General features: G+C 72.4%; 13 protein-coding genes and 1 pseudogene. 1 reads left to right on the top strand and 13 read right to left on the bottom strand.

The annotated features are described in order from the left end of the window. Positions 1–191, bottom strand: a 191-nt coding sequence (locus E1200_RS21510) for a hypothetical protein (protein WP_207933474.1), incomplete at its 3' end; no start/stop codon positions are given. Between the two features lie 370 nt (positions 192–561). Here E1200_RS21510 and E1200_RS21505 point away from each other — a divergent pair. After that, positions 562–990 carry a hypothetical protein gene (locus tag E1200_RS21505; RefSeq protein WP_131953854.1) on the top strand — a complete coding sequence of 143 codons (429 nt, stop codon included), beginning with the start codon at positions 562–564 and terminating at the stop codon, positions 988–990. Positions 991–1,486: 496 nt separating this feature from the next. Here E1200_RS21505 and E1200_RS21500 read toward each other — a convergent pair. The 12 genes and pseudogenes from E1200_RS21500 to E1200_RS21445 all read right to left on the bottom strand — a co-directional run. Continuing rightward, positions 1,487–2,128, bottom strand: a pseudogene (locus E1200_RS21500) (L-threonylcarbamoyladenylate synthase); the annotation flags it as partial. Between the two features lie 58 nt (positions 2,129–2,186). Continuing rightward, entirely contained in the window at positions 2,187–3,047 is an 861-nt protein-coding gene (gene prmC, locus E1200_RS21495) for a peptide chain release factor N(5)-glutamine methyltransferase (protein ID WP_131953853.1), read from the bottom strand. A 104-nt stretch (positions 3,048–3,151) separates the two neighbouring features. Beyond that, complete coding sequence (gene prfA / locus E1200_RS21490; protein WP_131953852.1) at positions 3,152–4,216, bottom strand: peptide chain release factor 1; 1,065 nt, start codon at positions 4,214–4,216, stop codon at positions 3,152–3,154. A gap of 122 nt (positions 4,217–4,338) precedes the next feature. After that, the gene (rpmE, locus tag E1200_RS21485; protein WP_131953851.1) at positions 4,339–4,554 is read right to left on the bottom strand and encodes a 50S ribosomal protein L31; all 216 of its coding nucleotides are present in this window, start codon (positions 4,552–4,554) and stop codon (positions 4,339–4,341) included. Positions 4,555–4,870: 316 nt separating this feature from the next. Next, the gene (locus E1200_RS21480) at positions 4,871–5,524 is read right to left on the bottom strand and encodes a response regulator transcription factor (RefSeq protein WP_131953850.1); all 654 of its coding nucleotides are present in this window, start codon (positions 5,522–5,524) and stop codon (positions 4,871–4,873) included. Positions 5,525–5,703: 179 nt separating this feature from the next. After that, positions 5,704–7,101: a sensor histidine kinase gene (locus tag E1200_RS21475; RefSeq protein ID WP_243708739.1), complete on the bottom strand. Its 1,398-nt coding sequence runs from the start codon at positions 7,099–7,101 to the stop codon at positions 5,704–5,706. Between the two features lie 159 nt (positions 7,102–7,260). Further along, positions 7,261–9,321, bottom strand: a complete 2,061-nt coding sequence (gene rho, locus E1200_RS21470) for a transcription termination factor Rho (protein WP_131953849.1) — start codon at positions 9,319–9,321, stop codon at positions 7,261–7,263. A gap of 450 nt (positions 9,322–9,771) precedes the next feature. Beyond that, positions 9,772–10,692: a homoserine kinase gene (gene thrB, locus E1200_RS21465; protein WP_243708738.1), complete on the bottom strand. Its 921-nt coding sequence runs from the start codon at positions 10,690–10,692 to the stop codon at positions 9,772–9,774. A gap of 22 nt (positions 10,693–10,714) precedes the next feature. Next, entirely contained in the window at positions 10,715–11,812 is a 1,098-nt protein-coding gene (thrC, locus tag E1200_RS21460; protein ID WP_131953847.1) for a threonine synthase, read from the bottom strand. A 40-nt stretch (positions 11,813–11,852) separates the two neighbouring features. Beyond that, on the bottom strand, positions 11,853–13,157 hold the full coding sequence (locus E1200_RS21455; protein ID WP_131953846.1) for a homoserine dehydrogenase: 1,305 nt from the start codon (positions 13,155–13,157) through the stop codon (positions 11,853–11,855). Next, a complete protein-coding gene (gene lysA / locus E1200_RS21450) occupies positions 13,154–14,545 on the bottom strand; it encodes a diaminopimelate decarboxylase (RefSeq protein ID WP_131953845.1) in 1,392 nt (463 codons plus the stop codon). The genes E1200_RS21455 and lysA overlap by 4 nt, the downstream gene beginning before the upstream one ends. Beyond that, complete coding sequence (locus E1200_RS21445; RefSeq protein ID WP_131953855.1) at positions 14,542–14,844, bottom strand: DALR anticodon-binding domain-containing protein; 303 nt, start codon at positions 14,842–14,844, stop codon at positions 14,542–14,544. The genes lysA and E1200_RS21445 overlap by 4 nt, the downstream gene beginning before the upstream one ends. Between the last annotated feature and the right edge of the window lie 45 nt (positions 14,845–14,889).

The raw sequence follows: 14,889 nt of genomic DNA, 5'->3' as shown, positions 1-14,889 counted from the left end.
GGCGCGGGGCGGGCCGTTTCGCCGGCGGGGCCGTCCTGCCCGGTAACGCCGTTCTCGCCGACCTGCCCGGTGTCTGCCGGGCGGGCGGCGGGTCGGGCGGCGGCCTCGCCGGGCAGCATGAGGCCGAGGGTCAGCAGCAGCGTGCCCGCTGCGATCGCGGGCCCCCGGACACGGCCACGCACGTCAGGCATAGTCTCACCGCGGCCGTCGCTGGGCGGGTGTAACGACGGCGATACTCACGCCAGGCTATGTGCCCCTCGCCGCCGGGATAGCCGCTGTGACCTTTGTCATGGACGGGCGCCGCGACGGGCCTCCGGGCGGGCCTCAGGCGGCCGGGTCCCCGGCCCGTCCCGCGGTGCCGCAGGGGCCGGCGGGACGTACCGGGGACGGTGCGCGGACGCTTCCCAGACCATTGGACGCCGCCGCATCCGCATTGGTTCGCGCCGCGGCCGCTTTTCGACCTGCCCTGGTCAAAGCGTAAAAAACACGTAAAGATGATCATGATCTTGGTGCTAGGTTATCGCCCTGTTAACCCCCGGAGTCCGAGATGGAGGACGACCTATGCGGCGATTCGCTGCAATAGCCCTGAGCGCCGGGACCCTGATGGCCGGAATGGCCGTCGTCGGCGCGCCCGCCGAAGCGGCGGCGAAGAAGTGGGCCCCCTACAACAGCTACGCGAACCTCAGCGCCTGGGGCACCTACTCCCGTAGCGGCGGGACCACGTACGTGAAGGGCTACCTGCGGGACAGCAAGAAGAACGGCTGGACCGCCTGCGTGCGCTTCCTCTTCACCGAAGGCAACAAGCAGTACTGGTCCCGCCACAAGATCATCGGCACGACGTCGAACGGCACGCAGTACAACTTCGACGGCAAGGCGACCGTCGCCATCGCCGTGAAGTCGAGCTACAGCAGCCACCTGTGGGTGCAGGAGTGCGGCCGGAACAAGAAGACCGGCAAGTACTACTACGGCAAGGGCAAGAAGCTCTTCTGAGCCGTTTCCCGCCCGTTGACGACGAAGGTCCCGCCCGGCCCGGCGGGACCTTCCCCATTCACGCCTTCTTCGGCTGGGTTTCGCCGCCCCCGGCGACGGAATCCCCGTCCTCCGGCCCGGCGGAGACCGCCCCGTTCTCGGCGGGGGAAGGCTCGTCCGCGGCGACCGATGGCGCCTCGTCCTCGACGGGTGCGGGCTTCTCGTCCCCCTCCTTGCCGAGAGACGGCTGCGCGTCCCCCTCCTTGCCGAGGGGTGGCTGCGCGTCCTTGCTGAGGGACGGCTTCGCATCGGAGGCGGCACCGGTATCGGAGGCGGCACCGGTTTCGGAGGTGGCACCGGTATCGGCGGGGACGTCGGCGGGCTCAGCGGTACCGGGAGCGTACTCAGGCGGCCAGTCCAGCGCTGGGGACGTCTTCCCCTTCCTCAGCAAGGACTTGTCGAGGCCGATCGGGGACGGGCCGTCTGGGGTCGCCGTGACCTCGCCGGGCTCGTCCTCCTCCGTCATCAGCACGCCGACGACCGCGCGGAGCTTGTTCTCGGAGACGGCGCCCGCCCGCAGCAGCCGCGGGACCGAGCCCGTCAGGTCGATGATCGTCGACGGGTCGCTGTACCCCGACTCGCCGGCGTCCAGGTAGACCGAGACCGCGTCGCCGAGCATCTTCTCGGCCTCCGCGGCACTGCGGGCCGCCGGCTGCCCGCTGAGGTTCGCGCTGCTCACGGCGAGCGGGCCGGTCTCCTTCAGCAGCTCGACCGCCAGCTCGTGCATCGGCATCCGCACCGCGACGGTCCCCTTGGTCTCGCCGAGGTTCCACATGAGGTTCGGATTGGCGCGGCACACCAGCGTCAGCGCGCCCGGCCAGAACTCGTCGATGAGGTCCTGCCCGTAGGTGCCGAGGTCGTCGACCAGCGCGGTCGCGGCCCGCACCGACCCGACGAGCACGGGCGGCGGCATCTCCCGGCCGCGCCCCTTGGCGTCCAGCAGGGCCGTCACCGCCGCCGGAGTGAAGGCGTCCCCCGCGACGCCGTACACCGTGTCGGTCGGCAGGACGATCAGCTCACCGCGCCGCACCGCCGAGACGGCCTCGGCGATTCCACGGGTGCGCTCCATCGGATCGGAGCAGTCATAGCGTCGGCTCACGGTCGCCGTCTTCCCATCTGCGCAGCGCTCTCGGGTATGGCACGCCAAGGATAACGGGCTACTCGGCCGCCAGCCGCGCGGTCACGAACCGGTCCCGGTCGGTCAGGTCGCGGCGGTTGCGGACGTCCCGCCACCCGCGCTCCTCCGCGAAGACCCAGTACACGTCGTTGCCCTGCAGGTCGCTGTGCTCGACGGCCACGTAGCCGCCCGGCCGCAGCAGCCGGCGGGCGGTCTCCTCGACCACGCGGATCGCGTCCAGCCCGTCGTCTCCGCCGCCCCACAGCGCGTCCGCGGGGTCGTGGTCGCGGACGTCGCGCGGCACGTACTCCCACTCGCTCATCGGGATGTACGGGGGGTTGCTGACGACGAGGTCGACGGTGCCGTCCAGCTCCTTCAGCGCGGTGGCGAAGTCGCCGAGGTGCAGCCGGACGCGGCCCCGCTCGTCCAGCGCCTCGACATTGCGGGTGGCGTGCACGAACGCGGTCGGGTCCTTCTCCACCGCGTGGACGCGCGAGCGCGGCGCCTCCAGCGCGATCGACAGCGCGATCGCCGCCGACCCGGTGCCGAGGTCGACGACGAGCGGGTCGCGGACGTCCATGTCGCGCAGCGTCTCCAGCGCCCAGCCGACCATCACCTCGGTCTCCGGGCGCGGGACGAACACCCCCGGCCCGACCTTCAGCTCCAGATAGCGGAAGAACGCCCGGCCGGTGATGTGCTGCAGCGGCTCCCCCGCCTCGCGGCGCGCGACGAACTCCCAGAACCGGGCGTCGAACGCGCTGTCGGGGACGCTGTGCAGCTCCGTCCGCCGCACCCCGTGCACCGCCGCCGCGAGCTCCTCGGCGTCCGCGCGGGGCGAGGCCGCCCCCGCGTCCGCGAGCCGCGCGGTGGCCCTGGCGATCTCGTCAAGCAAGAGATTCATGCCCTTCGAGGGGGGACGACCCCCCACACCCCCCGAGTCCGCTCCGCTCATGACCTCGCCCTTCGAGGGGGGACGACCCCCCACACCCCCCGAGTCCGCTGCGCTCATGATCCTTGGGCTTCGGCCAGCCTGCGTTCCATGTCCGCGTCGACCAGCGCCTGCGTGACGTTGTGGAGGTCGCCGTCCAGCACCTGGTCGAGGTTGTACGCCTTGTAGCCGACCCGGTGGTCGGAGATCCGGTTCTCCGGATAGTTGTAGGTGCGCACCCGCTCGGACCGGTCCACCGTCCGGACCTGGCTCTTGCGCTCGGCCGCCGCCGCGGCGTCGGCCTCCTCCTGCGCCATCGCCAACAGCCGCGACCGCAGGATGCGCAGCGCCTGCTCCTTGTTCTGCAGCTGGCTCTTCTCGTTCTGGCACGAGACGACGACGCCGGTCGGCGTGTGCGTGATGCGGACCGCCGAGTCGGTGGTGTTCACGCTCTGCCCGCCGGGACCGGACGAGCGGTACACGTCGATGCGCAGGTCGTTGGGGTCGATCTGGACGTCGACGTCCTCGGCCTCGGGCGTCACGAGCACGCCGACGGCGCTGGTGTGGATGCGGCCCTGCGACTCGGTCGCCGGGACGCGCTGCACCCGGTGGACGCCGCCCTCGTACTTGAGGCGCGTCCAGACGCCCTCGTCCTGCGAGCCCTTGGCCTTCACGGCGACCGTGACGCCCTTGTACCCGCCGAGGTCCGACAGGTGCGAGTCGAGGATCTCGGTCTTCCAGCCGACGCGCTCGGCGTACCGCAGGTACATCCGCAGGAGGTCGGCGGCGAACAGCGCGGACTCCTCGCCGCCCTCGCCGGCCTTCACCTCCAGGATGACGTCCTTGGCGTCGTTCGGGTCGCGCGGCACGAGCAGCCGGCGCAGCCGCTCCTCCAGCTCCGCGCGCCGCAGCTCCAGCTCACCGGCCTCGGCGGCGAACGCCGCGTCCTCCCCGCCGAGCTCCCGGGCGGTGGCGAGGTCGTCCTCCGTCGCGGTCAGCTCGCGGTGCGTCTCGACGATCGGCCGCAGCTCCGCGTACCGCTTGCCCAGCTTGCGCGCCAGGCTCTGGTCGGCGTGGACGGACGGGTCCGCGAGCCGGTCCTCGATGCTCGCGTATTCGCTGATCAGATCGTCGAGATTCACGCTGTGTCCTGGCCCGTCCCGGCCCCCGGGGGCGGCGGCCTCCGGGAACCGACTCCGAACGGCCCGGGGACCCTCGCGAGGTCTCCCCGGGCCGTCCCTGGTCGCTGTGTGCGGCGCTCGGCCTACTTGCCGGCCTTCTTCTTGTAGCGCTGCTCGAAGCGCGCGACCCGGCCGCCGGTGTCGAGGATCTTCTGCTTGCCCGTGTAGAACGGGTGGCAGTTCGAGCACACGTCCGCGTGGATGACGCCGTTCTCGGCGGTGCTGCGGGTCTCGAAGGTGTTGCCGCACGTACACGTCACGGTCGTGACGACGTAGTTCGGGTGGATGTCGGACTTCATGGCTCTCCTCGCTTCTGGCGGTCGCCGGGCGTCCCACGGGTCACATGGCCGTTCGCACCCGACAGGGCCATGGGTGATGCAGGAGACGTGAACCGGTACCGCAGCGGTCGTGAACCGCGCCCATCCCGGTCGGGGCCCGCGGTGCCGGTCCGCCGGCGCCCCGGATGGGAACGACTCGCTCCAAGTGTGCCAGATACCTGAACGTGGCGAGGTCATCGGGCATTCCCCGTCCCGGCGCCCGGCGCGCCCGCCGGGGGCGGCCGCACCGGGTCTCCAGGCGCTCGGGCGGCGTGGTCGCGGGGTCGCTGAGGTACCGTCAGCCGCCGTCGCGGCCCAGGTAGGCGAGGACGGCCATCACGCGGCGGTGCCCGCCCTGCGCGAGCTGGAGGTCCAGCTTCATGAAGATGTTGGAGATGTGCTTCTCCACCGCGCCCTCGGTGACGACGAGGTCTTCGGCGATGGCGCCGTTCGAGCGTCCCTGCGCCATCAGCGCCAGGACCTCCCGCTCCCGCGGCGTCAGCGCGTCCAGCGGGTCGCCGGTGCGGCGCCGGCCGAGCAGCTGGCCGATCACCTCCGGGTCGATGACCGTCCCGCCGGCGGCGATGCGGCGGACCGCGTCGATGAACTCGGCGACGTCCGCCACCCGCTCCTTCAGCAGGTAGCCGACGCCCTCGGCGCCGCCGCCGATCAGGTCGGTCGCGTACCGCTCCTCCACGTACTGCGACAGCACGAGGATCGGCGTGCCCGGCAGGCGCTCCCGGACGGCGATGGCCGCGCGCAGCCCCTCGTCGGTGAACGACGGCGGCATCCGGACGTCGACGATGGCGAGGTCGGGCCGGTGCTCCTCGACGATCCCGGGGAGGCCCTGGCCGTCGCCCGCCGTCGCGACCGTCTCGATCCCCGCGTCGGCGAGCAGCCGGACGAGCCCTTCCCGCAGCAGCACCGAATCCTCGGCGATCACTACCCGCATCGGTCCATTATCGGGGCGGGCACGGCCGGGCCGGGCCGCCTCGGTATCGGCGCGGGCACGGCCGGGCCGGGCCACCTCGGTATCAGCGCGGGCGCGGGCGGGCCGGGCCACCTCGGTATCCGTGCGGGCGCGGGCGGGCCGGGCCGCCTCGGGCGACCCGGCGCGCGGCCCCGCACCGCCTACCAGGTGCAAGGCAGGTCGGCCCGGACGATCGTGGGGCCGCCGGGCGGGCTGTCCACCAGCAGCATGCCGTCGATGGTGGCCGCCCGGTCCGCGAGGCCCGCCAGGCCGCCGTCCGGCCGCGCGACCGCACCGCCGACGCCGTTGTCGGTCACCTCGACCACGACCCACCGGTCCTCCCGCGCCACCCGGACGGACGCGCGGGTCGCGCGGGCGTACTTGGCGATGTTCGCCAGCGACTCGGCCACGATGAAGTAGGCGATGCTCTCCACCGCCGCCGGGGGCCGCTCCGGAAGGTCCACCTCGACCTCCACCGGCACCGGGGCGCGGGCCGCCAGCCCCGACAGCGCCGGGTCCAGGCCGCGGTCGGTGAGGATCGCCGGGTAGATGCCGCGGGCCAGGTCGCGCAGCTCCGCGATCGCCTCCTTGGTGCCCGAGTGGGCCTGCTCGATCAGCGCCCGCGCGCCCTCGGGGTCGTCGTCGAGCTTGGCGCGGGCCCGCCCGATGTCCATCGCGACCGACAGCAGCCGCTGCTGGGCGCCGTCGTGCAGGTCCCGCTCGATGCGGCGGCGCTCGAACTCGGCGGCGTCCACCCCGCGGGCGCGGCTGGCCCGCAGGTGCTCGGTGCGCTTGCGCAGCTCCAGGTTCTCGGCCTGCGCGATGCTCGGGCCCAGCATCAGCCGCGCCCACGCGGAGTGGCCGATCGCCATCACCCGCGTCGCGTACATCGCCAGGACGAGGGCCACCACGCCGCAGGCCGTCAGCGGCAGCGCCGCCACCGGGGTCCCCGCCCAGTACGACACGAACCCGAGGCCCACCTCGGCGCCGCCGTCCACCGCCACGATGACCGGCATCGCCAGCAGCATCCCTGTCGCCGACCAGACCGCGACCGACACGACGAACTCGACCAGCGTGACGGGGAACAGCAGCGCCAGGTAGAGCAGGTCCTTCCAGGTGGCGGGATCGGACGCCATGCCCTTCAGCTTGCGGAGCGGGTTGCCTCCCGCTGGCAGCGGCCGGTACGGGCTCGGGATCCGCACGCCGAACGCCGCGCGGACGAACTGGCGCTCCAGGATCGCGGCGCACCGCCACGCGACCATCATCAGCGCCAGCATCGGCAGCCCGACCCAGATGATCAGCAGCCCGAACGACAGCGTGAGCCCGACGGTCAGCCCGATGAAGCAGCCGAGCCCGAACGCCATGCTGACGCCCAGATAGATCGCCGAACGCCAGGTCAGCGACGACTTCGCCATGGCGAGCGGCGTCCACGGGCCGTTCGCGACGGTCGCCGCCGTCTCCCCGCCGGCCCGCAGCACCGCGGCCCACCGCTCCGCCGCCCAGCGCGCCGCCGCCGCCGTCGCGCCCCCATCACCGGGGGCCCTGCTCAGCTCGCCCACGTCGTCCCTCCGTGCCGTTCCAGCCTATGGTCCAAGCCTGGCGGCCGGCGGCGCCCGCGACCATGACGTGCGCCTGCCATCCGGGGGTGGGGCTAACCCGAAGGTCCGGGAACGCGGACGCCCCCGCCCGGGGCCGGGCGGGGGCGTCGCGGAACGCCGTCAGCGGTCGTCGGAGACCGTGGTCTTCTGGACCTGCAGCAGGAACTCGGCGTTGGACTTGGTCTCCTTCATCTTCTCGATGAGGAGCTCCAGCGCCTGCTGCGTGTCGAGCGCGTGCAGCACGCGGCGGAGCTGCCAGACGACCCGCAGCTCCTCCGGAGCCATGAGGATCTCCTCCTTGCGGGTGCTGGACGCGTCGACGTCCACCGCGGGGAAGATCCGCTTGTCGGCCAGGGCCCGGTTGAGCTTCAGCTCCATGTTGCCGGTGCCCTTGAACTCCTCGAAGATGACCTCGTCCATCCGCGAGCCGGTCTCCACCAGCGCGGTCGCGAGGATCGTCAGCGAGCCGCCGTTCTCGATGTTGCGCGCCGCGCCGAAGAACCGCTTCGGCGGGTACAGCGCCGTCGAGTCGACACCGCCGGACAGGATGCGGCCGGACGCCGGCGCCGCCAGGTTGTAGGCCCGGCCCAGGCGGGTGATCGAGTCGAGCAGCACGACGACGTCGTGGCCCAGCTCGACCAGCCGCTTGGCGCGCTCGATCGCCAGCTCGGCGACCGTGGTGTGGTCCTCGGCGGGACGGTCGAAGGTCGAGTGGATGACCTCGCCCTTCACCGTCCGCTGCATGTCGGTGACCTCTTCCGGACGCTCGTCCACCAGGACGACCATCAGGTGGCACTCCGGATTGTTCTTGGTGATCGCGTTCGCGATCGCCTGGAGCACCATCGTCTTGCCGGCCTTCGGCGGCGACACGATCAGGCCGCGCTGCCCCTTGCCGATCGGCGACACCAGGTCGATGATCCGCGTGGTCAGGATGCCGGGGTCGGTCTCCAGCCGCAGCCGCTCCTGCGGGTACAGCGGGGTCAGCTTGCTGAAGTCGACGCGGGCCTTGGCCTGCTCGGGCTCCATCCCGTTGACCGTGTCGAGGCGCACCAGCGCGTTGAACTTCTCGCGCCGCTCACCCTCGCGGGGCTGGCGCACCGCGCCGGTGATGACGTCGCCCTTGCGCAGCCCGTTCTTGCGGACCTGCGCGAGCGAGACGTACACGTCGTTCGGGCCCGCCAGGTAGCCGGTGGTGCGCACGAACGCGTAGTTGTCGAGGATGTCGAGGATGCCCGCGACCGGGATCAGGACGTCGTCCTCGCTGATCACCGGCTCCTCGTAACGCTCGCGGCCCCGCCCGCGGTTGCGCTCGCGGAACCGGCGCCCGCGCCGGCCCCGGCCGCTGCCGTCGTCATCGTCGTGCTGGCCGTGCTGGCCGCCGCCCTGGCCGCCGCCCTGGTTCTGGCCCCGCTGGCGGCCGCCGCCCTGGTCACCGCGGTCGCCCCGGTCACCGCGGTCACCGCGCTCCCGGCCGCCGCGCTGCCGCTGCCGCTGGCCGCCCTCGCGGCCCTCGCGCCCGTCCCGGCCGTCGCGCCCGCCCTGGGACTCGCCGTCCTCGGAGTTCTGCTCACGGCCCTGGTCGCGCCCCTGGTCGCGGCCCTGCCGCTCGCCGCGCTCGCCGCGCCCTTCGGAGCCCCCGCGGTCCTGCCTGTCGCCGCGCTGCCGGCCGTTCTGCCGGTCGGAGCGGTCCTGCCGCGCGTCGGCCTTCTCGGCCGGCTTCTCGGCGGTCTTCGCGGCCGGCCGGCCGGACTGGTCGTCCGCCGGGGCCTGCTCCTCGCCCTTGGCGGGCTGCCCGCCCGCCGGCTCGGCGTCGGCGATGGTGATCTGCTCGTCGGGCGCCTCGCTCTTGGCCGCCGCGGTGCGGGTGCGGCGGGGACGCTCGGTCTTCGTCCCGGCGGATCCGGCCTCGGCTCCGGCAGCGGCTCCCTGCTCGCCCCCCGCCGAGCCCTGCCCCGCGCCCTGCTTCTCCTGGATGGCGGCGATGAGCTGGCTCTTGCGCATCCCGGTCACGCCGGTGATGCCGAGGCTGGACGCGAGCGCCTTGAGCTCGGGGAGCACCATCGCCGACAGGCCGGTGCCCGACCGGCGGCGCCGGGGGGTGGCGGGCTCCGCGCCGGCCGCTGCGGCGTCGGCGGTTCCCGTGCTCGATGCGTCCGTAAGGAGTTCGCTGGATTCGCTCACTAAGGGTCCTTCCCAGGGAGCGGGCGTTGGCCGGTGCCCGGCCAGTCGACCCGGTAATGCGGTCCGGCGGGGGCGCCGGAACGGGCTCCGCTGATCACGGTGGGGCCGGGATCTGCGTGTTCTGGGCACAGCCAGATGGTGGACGGGACGGTTCGCTCGTGCGTGTTCCCGGTACCGCCACGTCCGAAGTTTCGCTGGGATGCCGGACAACGGATTGTCACGGTGTCGGGAAGCCTAGTACGCGGGACCGACACGGCCGAGGGGCCGATCCGGCGACGCGCGGCTGACGAGCACGCTGCCCCGAACGGGGCATCTGGTGCGGCATTCAGCCTAACATCACCAGGCCGCACTGCTATTCCCCAGAGGTCGTTGTGTTCGCATTTTACCTAGCGGGCTCAGGCCGGGACCTGCACCGGCCGGACGCCGCGACGGCCCCCGGGGGCGCCGCGGTCAGGGCCGGGACTCGGTTCGTCCGGTCATGACGCGTGCGCCGCGGGCCGCGACGTCCAATGGGTGCTTGAGCCACCCATTACCCACTCCGGACGCCATCGAATCAAGTTGTGACGCGTTTGTGAAGGCCAGGACAGTCGGTCCCGCGCCGGAGATCACCGCAGGGACGCCCGCCGCGCGCAGCGTCCTGACCAGCGCGGCGGACGCGGGCATCGCCGGTGCGCGGTACTCCTGGTGCAGCCGGTCGTCCGTCGCGTCGAGGAGGATCTCGCGGTCCAGCCCGCCGGTGAGCGCCGCGATGAGCAGCGCGGCGCGGCCGGCGTTGGCGGCGGCGTCCTCGTGCGGGACGGTCCGCGGCAGCAGCCCGCGGGCCCGCTCGGTCGCCAGCCGCTGCTCCGGGACGAACGCCACCACCCGCGTGACCTGCGATTCCAGCCGGACGAGCCGCGGGCCGTGCGGGGACGTCCACGCGACGGTCAGCCCGCCGGCCAGGCACGGCGCGACGTTGTCGGGATGCCCCTCGATCTCCGTCGCTAGGCGCAGCGCGGCCTCGTCGTCGAACAGCTTCCCGCCGGGGTGCAGCGCGCGGGCCGCGACGATCGCGGCGATGGTCGCGGCGGACGACGAGCCGAGGCCGCGGCTGTGCGGGATCCGGTTGGTGCAGCGCAGCCGCAGGCCGGGCGGGCGGCCGAGTCCGGATCCGGCCAGCTCGTCCAGCAGCCCGAAGGTGCGGTGCATGACCTCGACGATGAGGTGCCGCTCGCCGCGGTCGGCGACCTCGGCGCCCTCGCCGGCCACCTCGATGGACAGCCCGCCGCCGGTCACCTCCACCTCGACGTCGTCGTACAGGGACAGCGCGAGGCCGAGCGAGTCGAACCCCGGGCCGAGGTTGGCGCTGGTCGCCGGTGCCCGCACGAGCACCGGCCCCTCCGTCCAGCCCACGTCAGGTGAGACCGAGCTCGGACGCGGCGGAGTGCGCGTCGACCTTGATGACGGTCGGCGCGGGCGCACCGGAGATCGCCCAGTCGGGGTCCTTGAGGCCGTTGCCCGTCACCGTGCAGACGACCTTGGAGCCGCGCTCCACATCGCCCCGCTCGCTCGCCTGCAGCAGGCCCGCGACGCTCGCCGCCGAGGCGGGCTCCACGAACACGCCCTCCTCCCGGGCGAGCAGCCGGTAGGCGGCGAGGATCTGCCGGTCGGTGACCGAGTCGATGGCGCCGCCGGACTCGTCCCGCGCGGCGACGGCGAGGTCCCACGAGGCGGGGTTGCCGATCCGGATCGCGGTGGCGATCGTCTGCGGCTTCAGGACGGGCTCGCCCTTCACGAACGGCGCGGCGCCGCTCGCCTGGAACCCGAGCATGCGCGGCGTCCGCGACGCCACCTCGTCCGCGGCGTACTCCTTGTAGCCCATCCAGTAGGCGGAGATGTTGCCGGCGTTGCCGACGGGCAGGCAGTGGACGTCGGGCGCGTCGCCGAGCGCGTCCACGATCTCGAACGCCGCCGTCTTCTGGCCGAGCAGCCGGAACCGGTTGACCGAGTTGACGAGGGCCACCGGGTAGTCGACCGCGAGCTTCTGCGCCAGCTCCAGGCAGTCGTCGAAGTTGCCGTCCACCTGCAGCAGCCGCGCGCCGTGCACCAGCGCCTGCGCCAGCTTCCCCATCGCGATCTTGCCGTTGGGGACGAGGACCGCGCAGGTCATCCCGGCGCGCACCGCGTACGCCGCGGCGGACGCCGAGGTGTTGCCGGTGGACGCGCAGATCACCGCCTTCGCGCCCTCCTCGGCGGCCTTGCTGATCGCCATCGTCATGCCGCGGTCCTTGAACGACCCGGTCGGGTTGGCGCCTTCGACCTTGAGGTGCACCTCGCAGCCGGTCAGCTGGGAGAGCCGCCGCGCCGGCAGCAGCGGGGTGCCGCCCTCCAGCAGCGTGACGACCGGCGTCGCCTCCGTCACCGGGAGGCGGTCTCGGTACTCCTCGATTAGGCCACGCCACGCGCGGGCGTTCGCGTTCAAGTGGGTCTCCTCGCTGACCTGCGATGTCATCCGGATTCTACCGGTAGCCGCCGAATCGTATTCCGGAGACTCACTCTTCGCCTTCGACTCGCATGACGCTCGCCACCTCACGGACTATCTCCAGCCCGCGCAGGCCCTCCACCGTCGCGGACAGCGCCGCGTCCGGTGCCCGGTGCGTCACCACCACGAGCTGCGCCTCCTCGCCCAGCCCGACCTGCCGGACGGCCTGGATCGACACCCCGTGCCTGGCGAACTCCTCGGCGACCGTGGCGAGGACACCGGCCTCGTCGGTCACGTCCAGCTGGATGTAGTAGCGCGTGACCGTCTCGCCCATCGGCAGGACGGGGAGCTTGGCGTAGGTGACCTCGACCGGTCCGGGCGTACCGCCGGCGACGTTCCGCGCCACCGCGACAAGGTCGCCGAGGATCGCCGACGCCGTCGGGGCACCGCCGGCGCCCGCGCCGTAGAACATCAGCGAACCGGCCGACTCCGCCTCGACGAACACCGCGTTGTACGCCTCGCGGACGCTCGCCAGCGGATGCGACCGCGGAATCATCGCCGGATAGACGCGAACGGACACACCGCGTCCGTTGCGGCCGCCCTCCGACGGAATGCGCTCGCAGATGGCCAGCAGCTTGACGACGCAGTCCATCCCCTGCGCGCCCGCCACGTCCGCGGCGCTCACCTCGGTGATGCCCTCGCGGTGGACGTCCGCCGCCGTCACCGGGGTGTGGAACGCGAGCTGCGCCAGGATCGCCGCCTTCGCCGCCGCGTCGAACCCCTCGACGTCGGCGGTGGGGTCGGCCTCGGCGTACCCCAGCGACTGCGCCTCCTCCAGCGCGTCGTTGAAGCCCGCGCCGTGCGTGTCCATCTGGTCGAGGACGTAGTTCGTGGTGCCGTTCACGATGCCGAGCACCCGGTGCACGTGGTCGCCGACGAGGGACTCGCGCAGCGGCCGCAGCAGCGGGATCGCCCCCGCGACGGACGCCTCGTAGTACAGGTCGGCGCCGTACTCCCGCGCCGCCGCGAACAGCGTCGCCCCGTCCTCGGCCAGCAGCGCCTTGTTCGCCGTGATGACCGACTTGCCGGACTTCATCGCCTCCAGCATGAGCGTCCGGGCCGGCTCGATGCCGCCGATCACCTCGATGACGATGTCGACGTCGTCCCTGGTCACCAGCGTGTGCGCGTCCGTCGTCAGGAGCTCCGGGTCGACGCCCTCGCGGACGCGGTCGGGCCGCCGCACCGCGATCCCCGCGACCTCCAGCGGGGCCCCGACCCGCGCCGCCAGGTCGTCCGCCTGCTCGCGCAGCAGCCGGACGACCTCGGTACCGACCACGCCGCATCCGAGGAGCGCCACGCGCAGACCGGGTTTCACGCTTCGACCTCCGCATCGAGCCGCAGCAGGTCCTCGGCGCTCTCCCGGCGGATGATCACGCGCGACCTGCCGTCCCGCACCGCCACCACGGCCGGCTTCGGGACGAAGTTGTAGTTACTGGCCATCGACCGACAGTACGCACCGGTAGCGGCGACCGCCACCAGGTCCCCGGCCGCAAGATCTTCGGGGAACCACACGTCGCGCACCACGATGTCGCCGCTTTCGCAGTGCTTGCCGACAAGCCTACTGAGCATGGGCGGCGCCTCGGACGACCGGCTCGCCAGCGCCGCGGTGTACTCCGCGCCGTACAGCGCCGTGCGCAGGTTGTCGCTCATGCCGCCGTCCACGGACACGTAGGTGCGCAGGCCCTCGACGTCCTTGACCGTCCCGACCTCGTACAGCGTGACCCCGCCCGGCCCCACGATCGCCCGGCCCGGCTCCACCGTCAGCCGCGGCATCGCCAGCTCGTACGCCCGGCACTCGCGCGCCACGATCTCCCGCAGCCCGTCCGCGATCGACTTCGGGTCGTGCGGCTCCTCCCCCGGCACGTACGCGATCCCGTACCCGCCGCCGAGGTCCAGCTCCGGCAGCTCGATGCCGTGCTCGTCCCGGATCGCCACCAGCAGCTCCGCCAGCCGGTGCGCCGCCACCTGGAACCCGTCCACCTCGAAGATCTGCGACCCGATGTGGCTGTGCAGCCCCACCAGCTCAAGCTGCTTCAGCTCCAGCACCCGCCGCACCGCCTCCAGGGCGGCCCCGGAACTCCTGGAGAATCCGAACTTCTGGTCGTCGTGAGCGGTCGCGATGAACTCATGGGTGTGCGCCTCCACACCCGTGGTGACGCGCACCATCACCTTGGCCCGGACACCCATCTGCTGGGCGAGGTACCCCACCCGGGCGATCTCCTCGTAGGAATCGAGCACGATCCGCCCGACCCCGACCTCCAGCGCCTTCGCGATCTCCGCGGACGACTTGTTGCTCCCATGCAGAGTGATGCGCTCGGTAGGGAACCCCGCCGCCAGAGCAACGGCAAGCTCACCCCCACTGCACACGTCCAGGCCGAGCCCTTCCTCGTTCAGCCACTTCGCGAGGGCCGTACAGAGAAACGCCTTGCCCGCGTAGTGCACGCTCCCATCATGGAACGCCGCCACATACTCCTTGGCGCGGCTTCGGACGTCCTCCTCGTCATAGACGTACAGAGGCGTCCCGTACTCGCGCGCCAGATCCCGGACGTCGACCCCACCGACGGTGACGACGCCCTCCTCCCGCCTGGCGCTCCGCGGCCACACCGTGGGCTCCAGCGCGTTCAGATCGTCCGCCGGCCCTACCGGATGCTCCTCGGGCAGGACATCGGCGTGCATGGGGCCGGCTGGATGTACTCGACTCATATCCGCTCTCTAGGGGTCTCACCGATCACGTTCAGCCCGTTGCCGAGGACGACCTGCACGGCCTCCGCCAAACCCACCCGCCCGGCATGCACCGCCCCGGGCTCCTCATCACCCTGGGGAACCGCGGGACAGCGTTCGTGCACGTCGTGGTACGCCCCGGCCACTCTCTCCAAACAGAACACCAGCGGCCTGGCATCCCGTTCCCGCTCCGCCTGTTTCGCGCGCGCTTGGACGTCCCCCAATGCCCCCACCAGCGCAAGCTCCTCAGCCGCAACGTCCTGAAGCTCCCCTGCCCCGATCCCAAGCTCCCTGGCTCCTGTCTCTTATATACATCTGACGCTGCC

Source organism: Actinomadura sp. GC306, assembly GCF_004348665.1.
Taxonomy (GTDB): domain Bacteria; phylum Actinomycetota; class Actinomycetes; order Streptosporangiales; family Streptosporangiaceae; genus Spirillospora.
Note: the sequence above shows the minus strand (reverse complement) of the source record. Positions and strands in the feature narration are given on the sequence as shown.

Bases quoted from the DNA above. Each gene is read 5' to 3' on its own strand.
- E1200_RS21505 (WP_131953854.1), top strand. From the start codon at position 562: ATGCGGCGATTCGCTGCAATAGCCCTGAGCGCCGGGACCCTGATGGCC.
- prmC (WP_131953853.1), bottom strand. From the start codon at position 3,047: ATGAATCTCTTGCTTGACGAGATCGCCAGGGCCACCGCGCGGCTCGCG.
- rpmE (WP_131953851.1), bottom strand. From the start codon at position 4,554: ATGAAGTCCGACATCCACCCGAACTACGTCGTCACGACCGTGACGTGT.
- E1200_RS21480 (WP_131953850.1), bottom strand. From the start codon at position 5,524: ATGCGGGTAGTGATCGCCGAGGATTCGGTGCTGCTGCGGGAAGGGCTC.
- thrC (WP_131953847.1), bottom strand. From the start codon at position 11,812: ATGACATCGCAGGTCAGCGAGGAGACCCACTTGAACGCGAACGCCCGC.
- lysA (WP_131953845.1), bottom strand. From the start codon at position 14,545: ATGAGTCGAGTACATCCAGCCGGCCCCATGCACGCCGATGTCCTGCCC.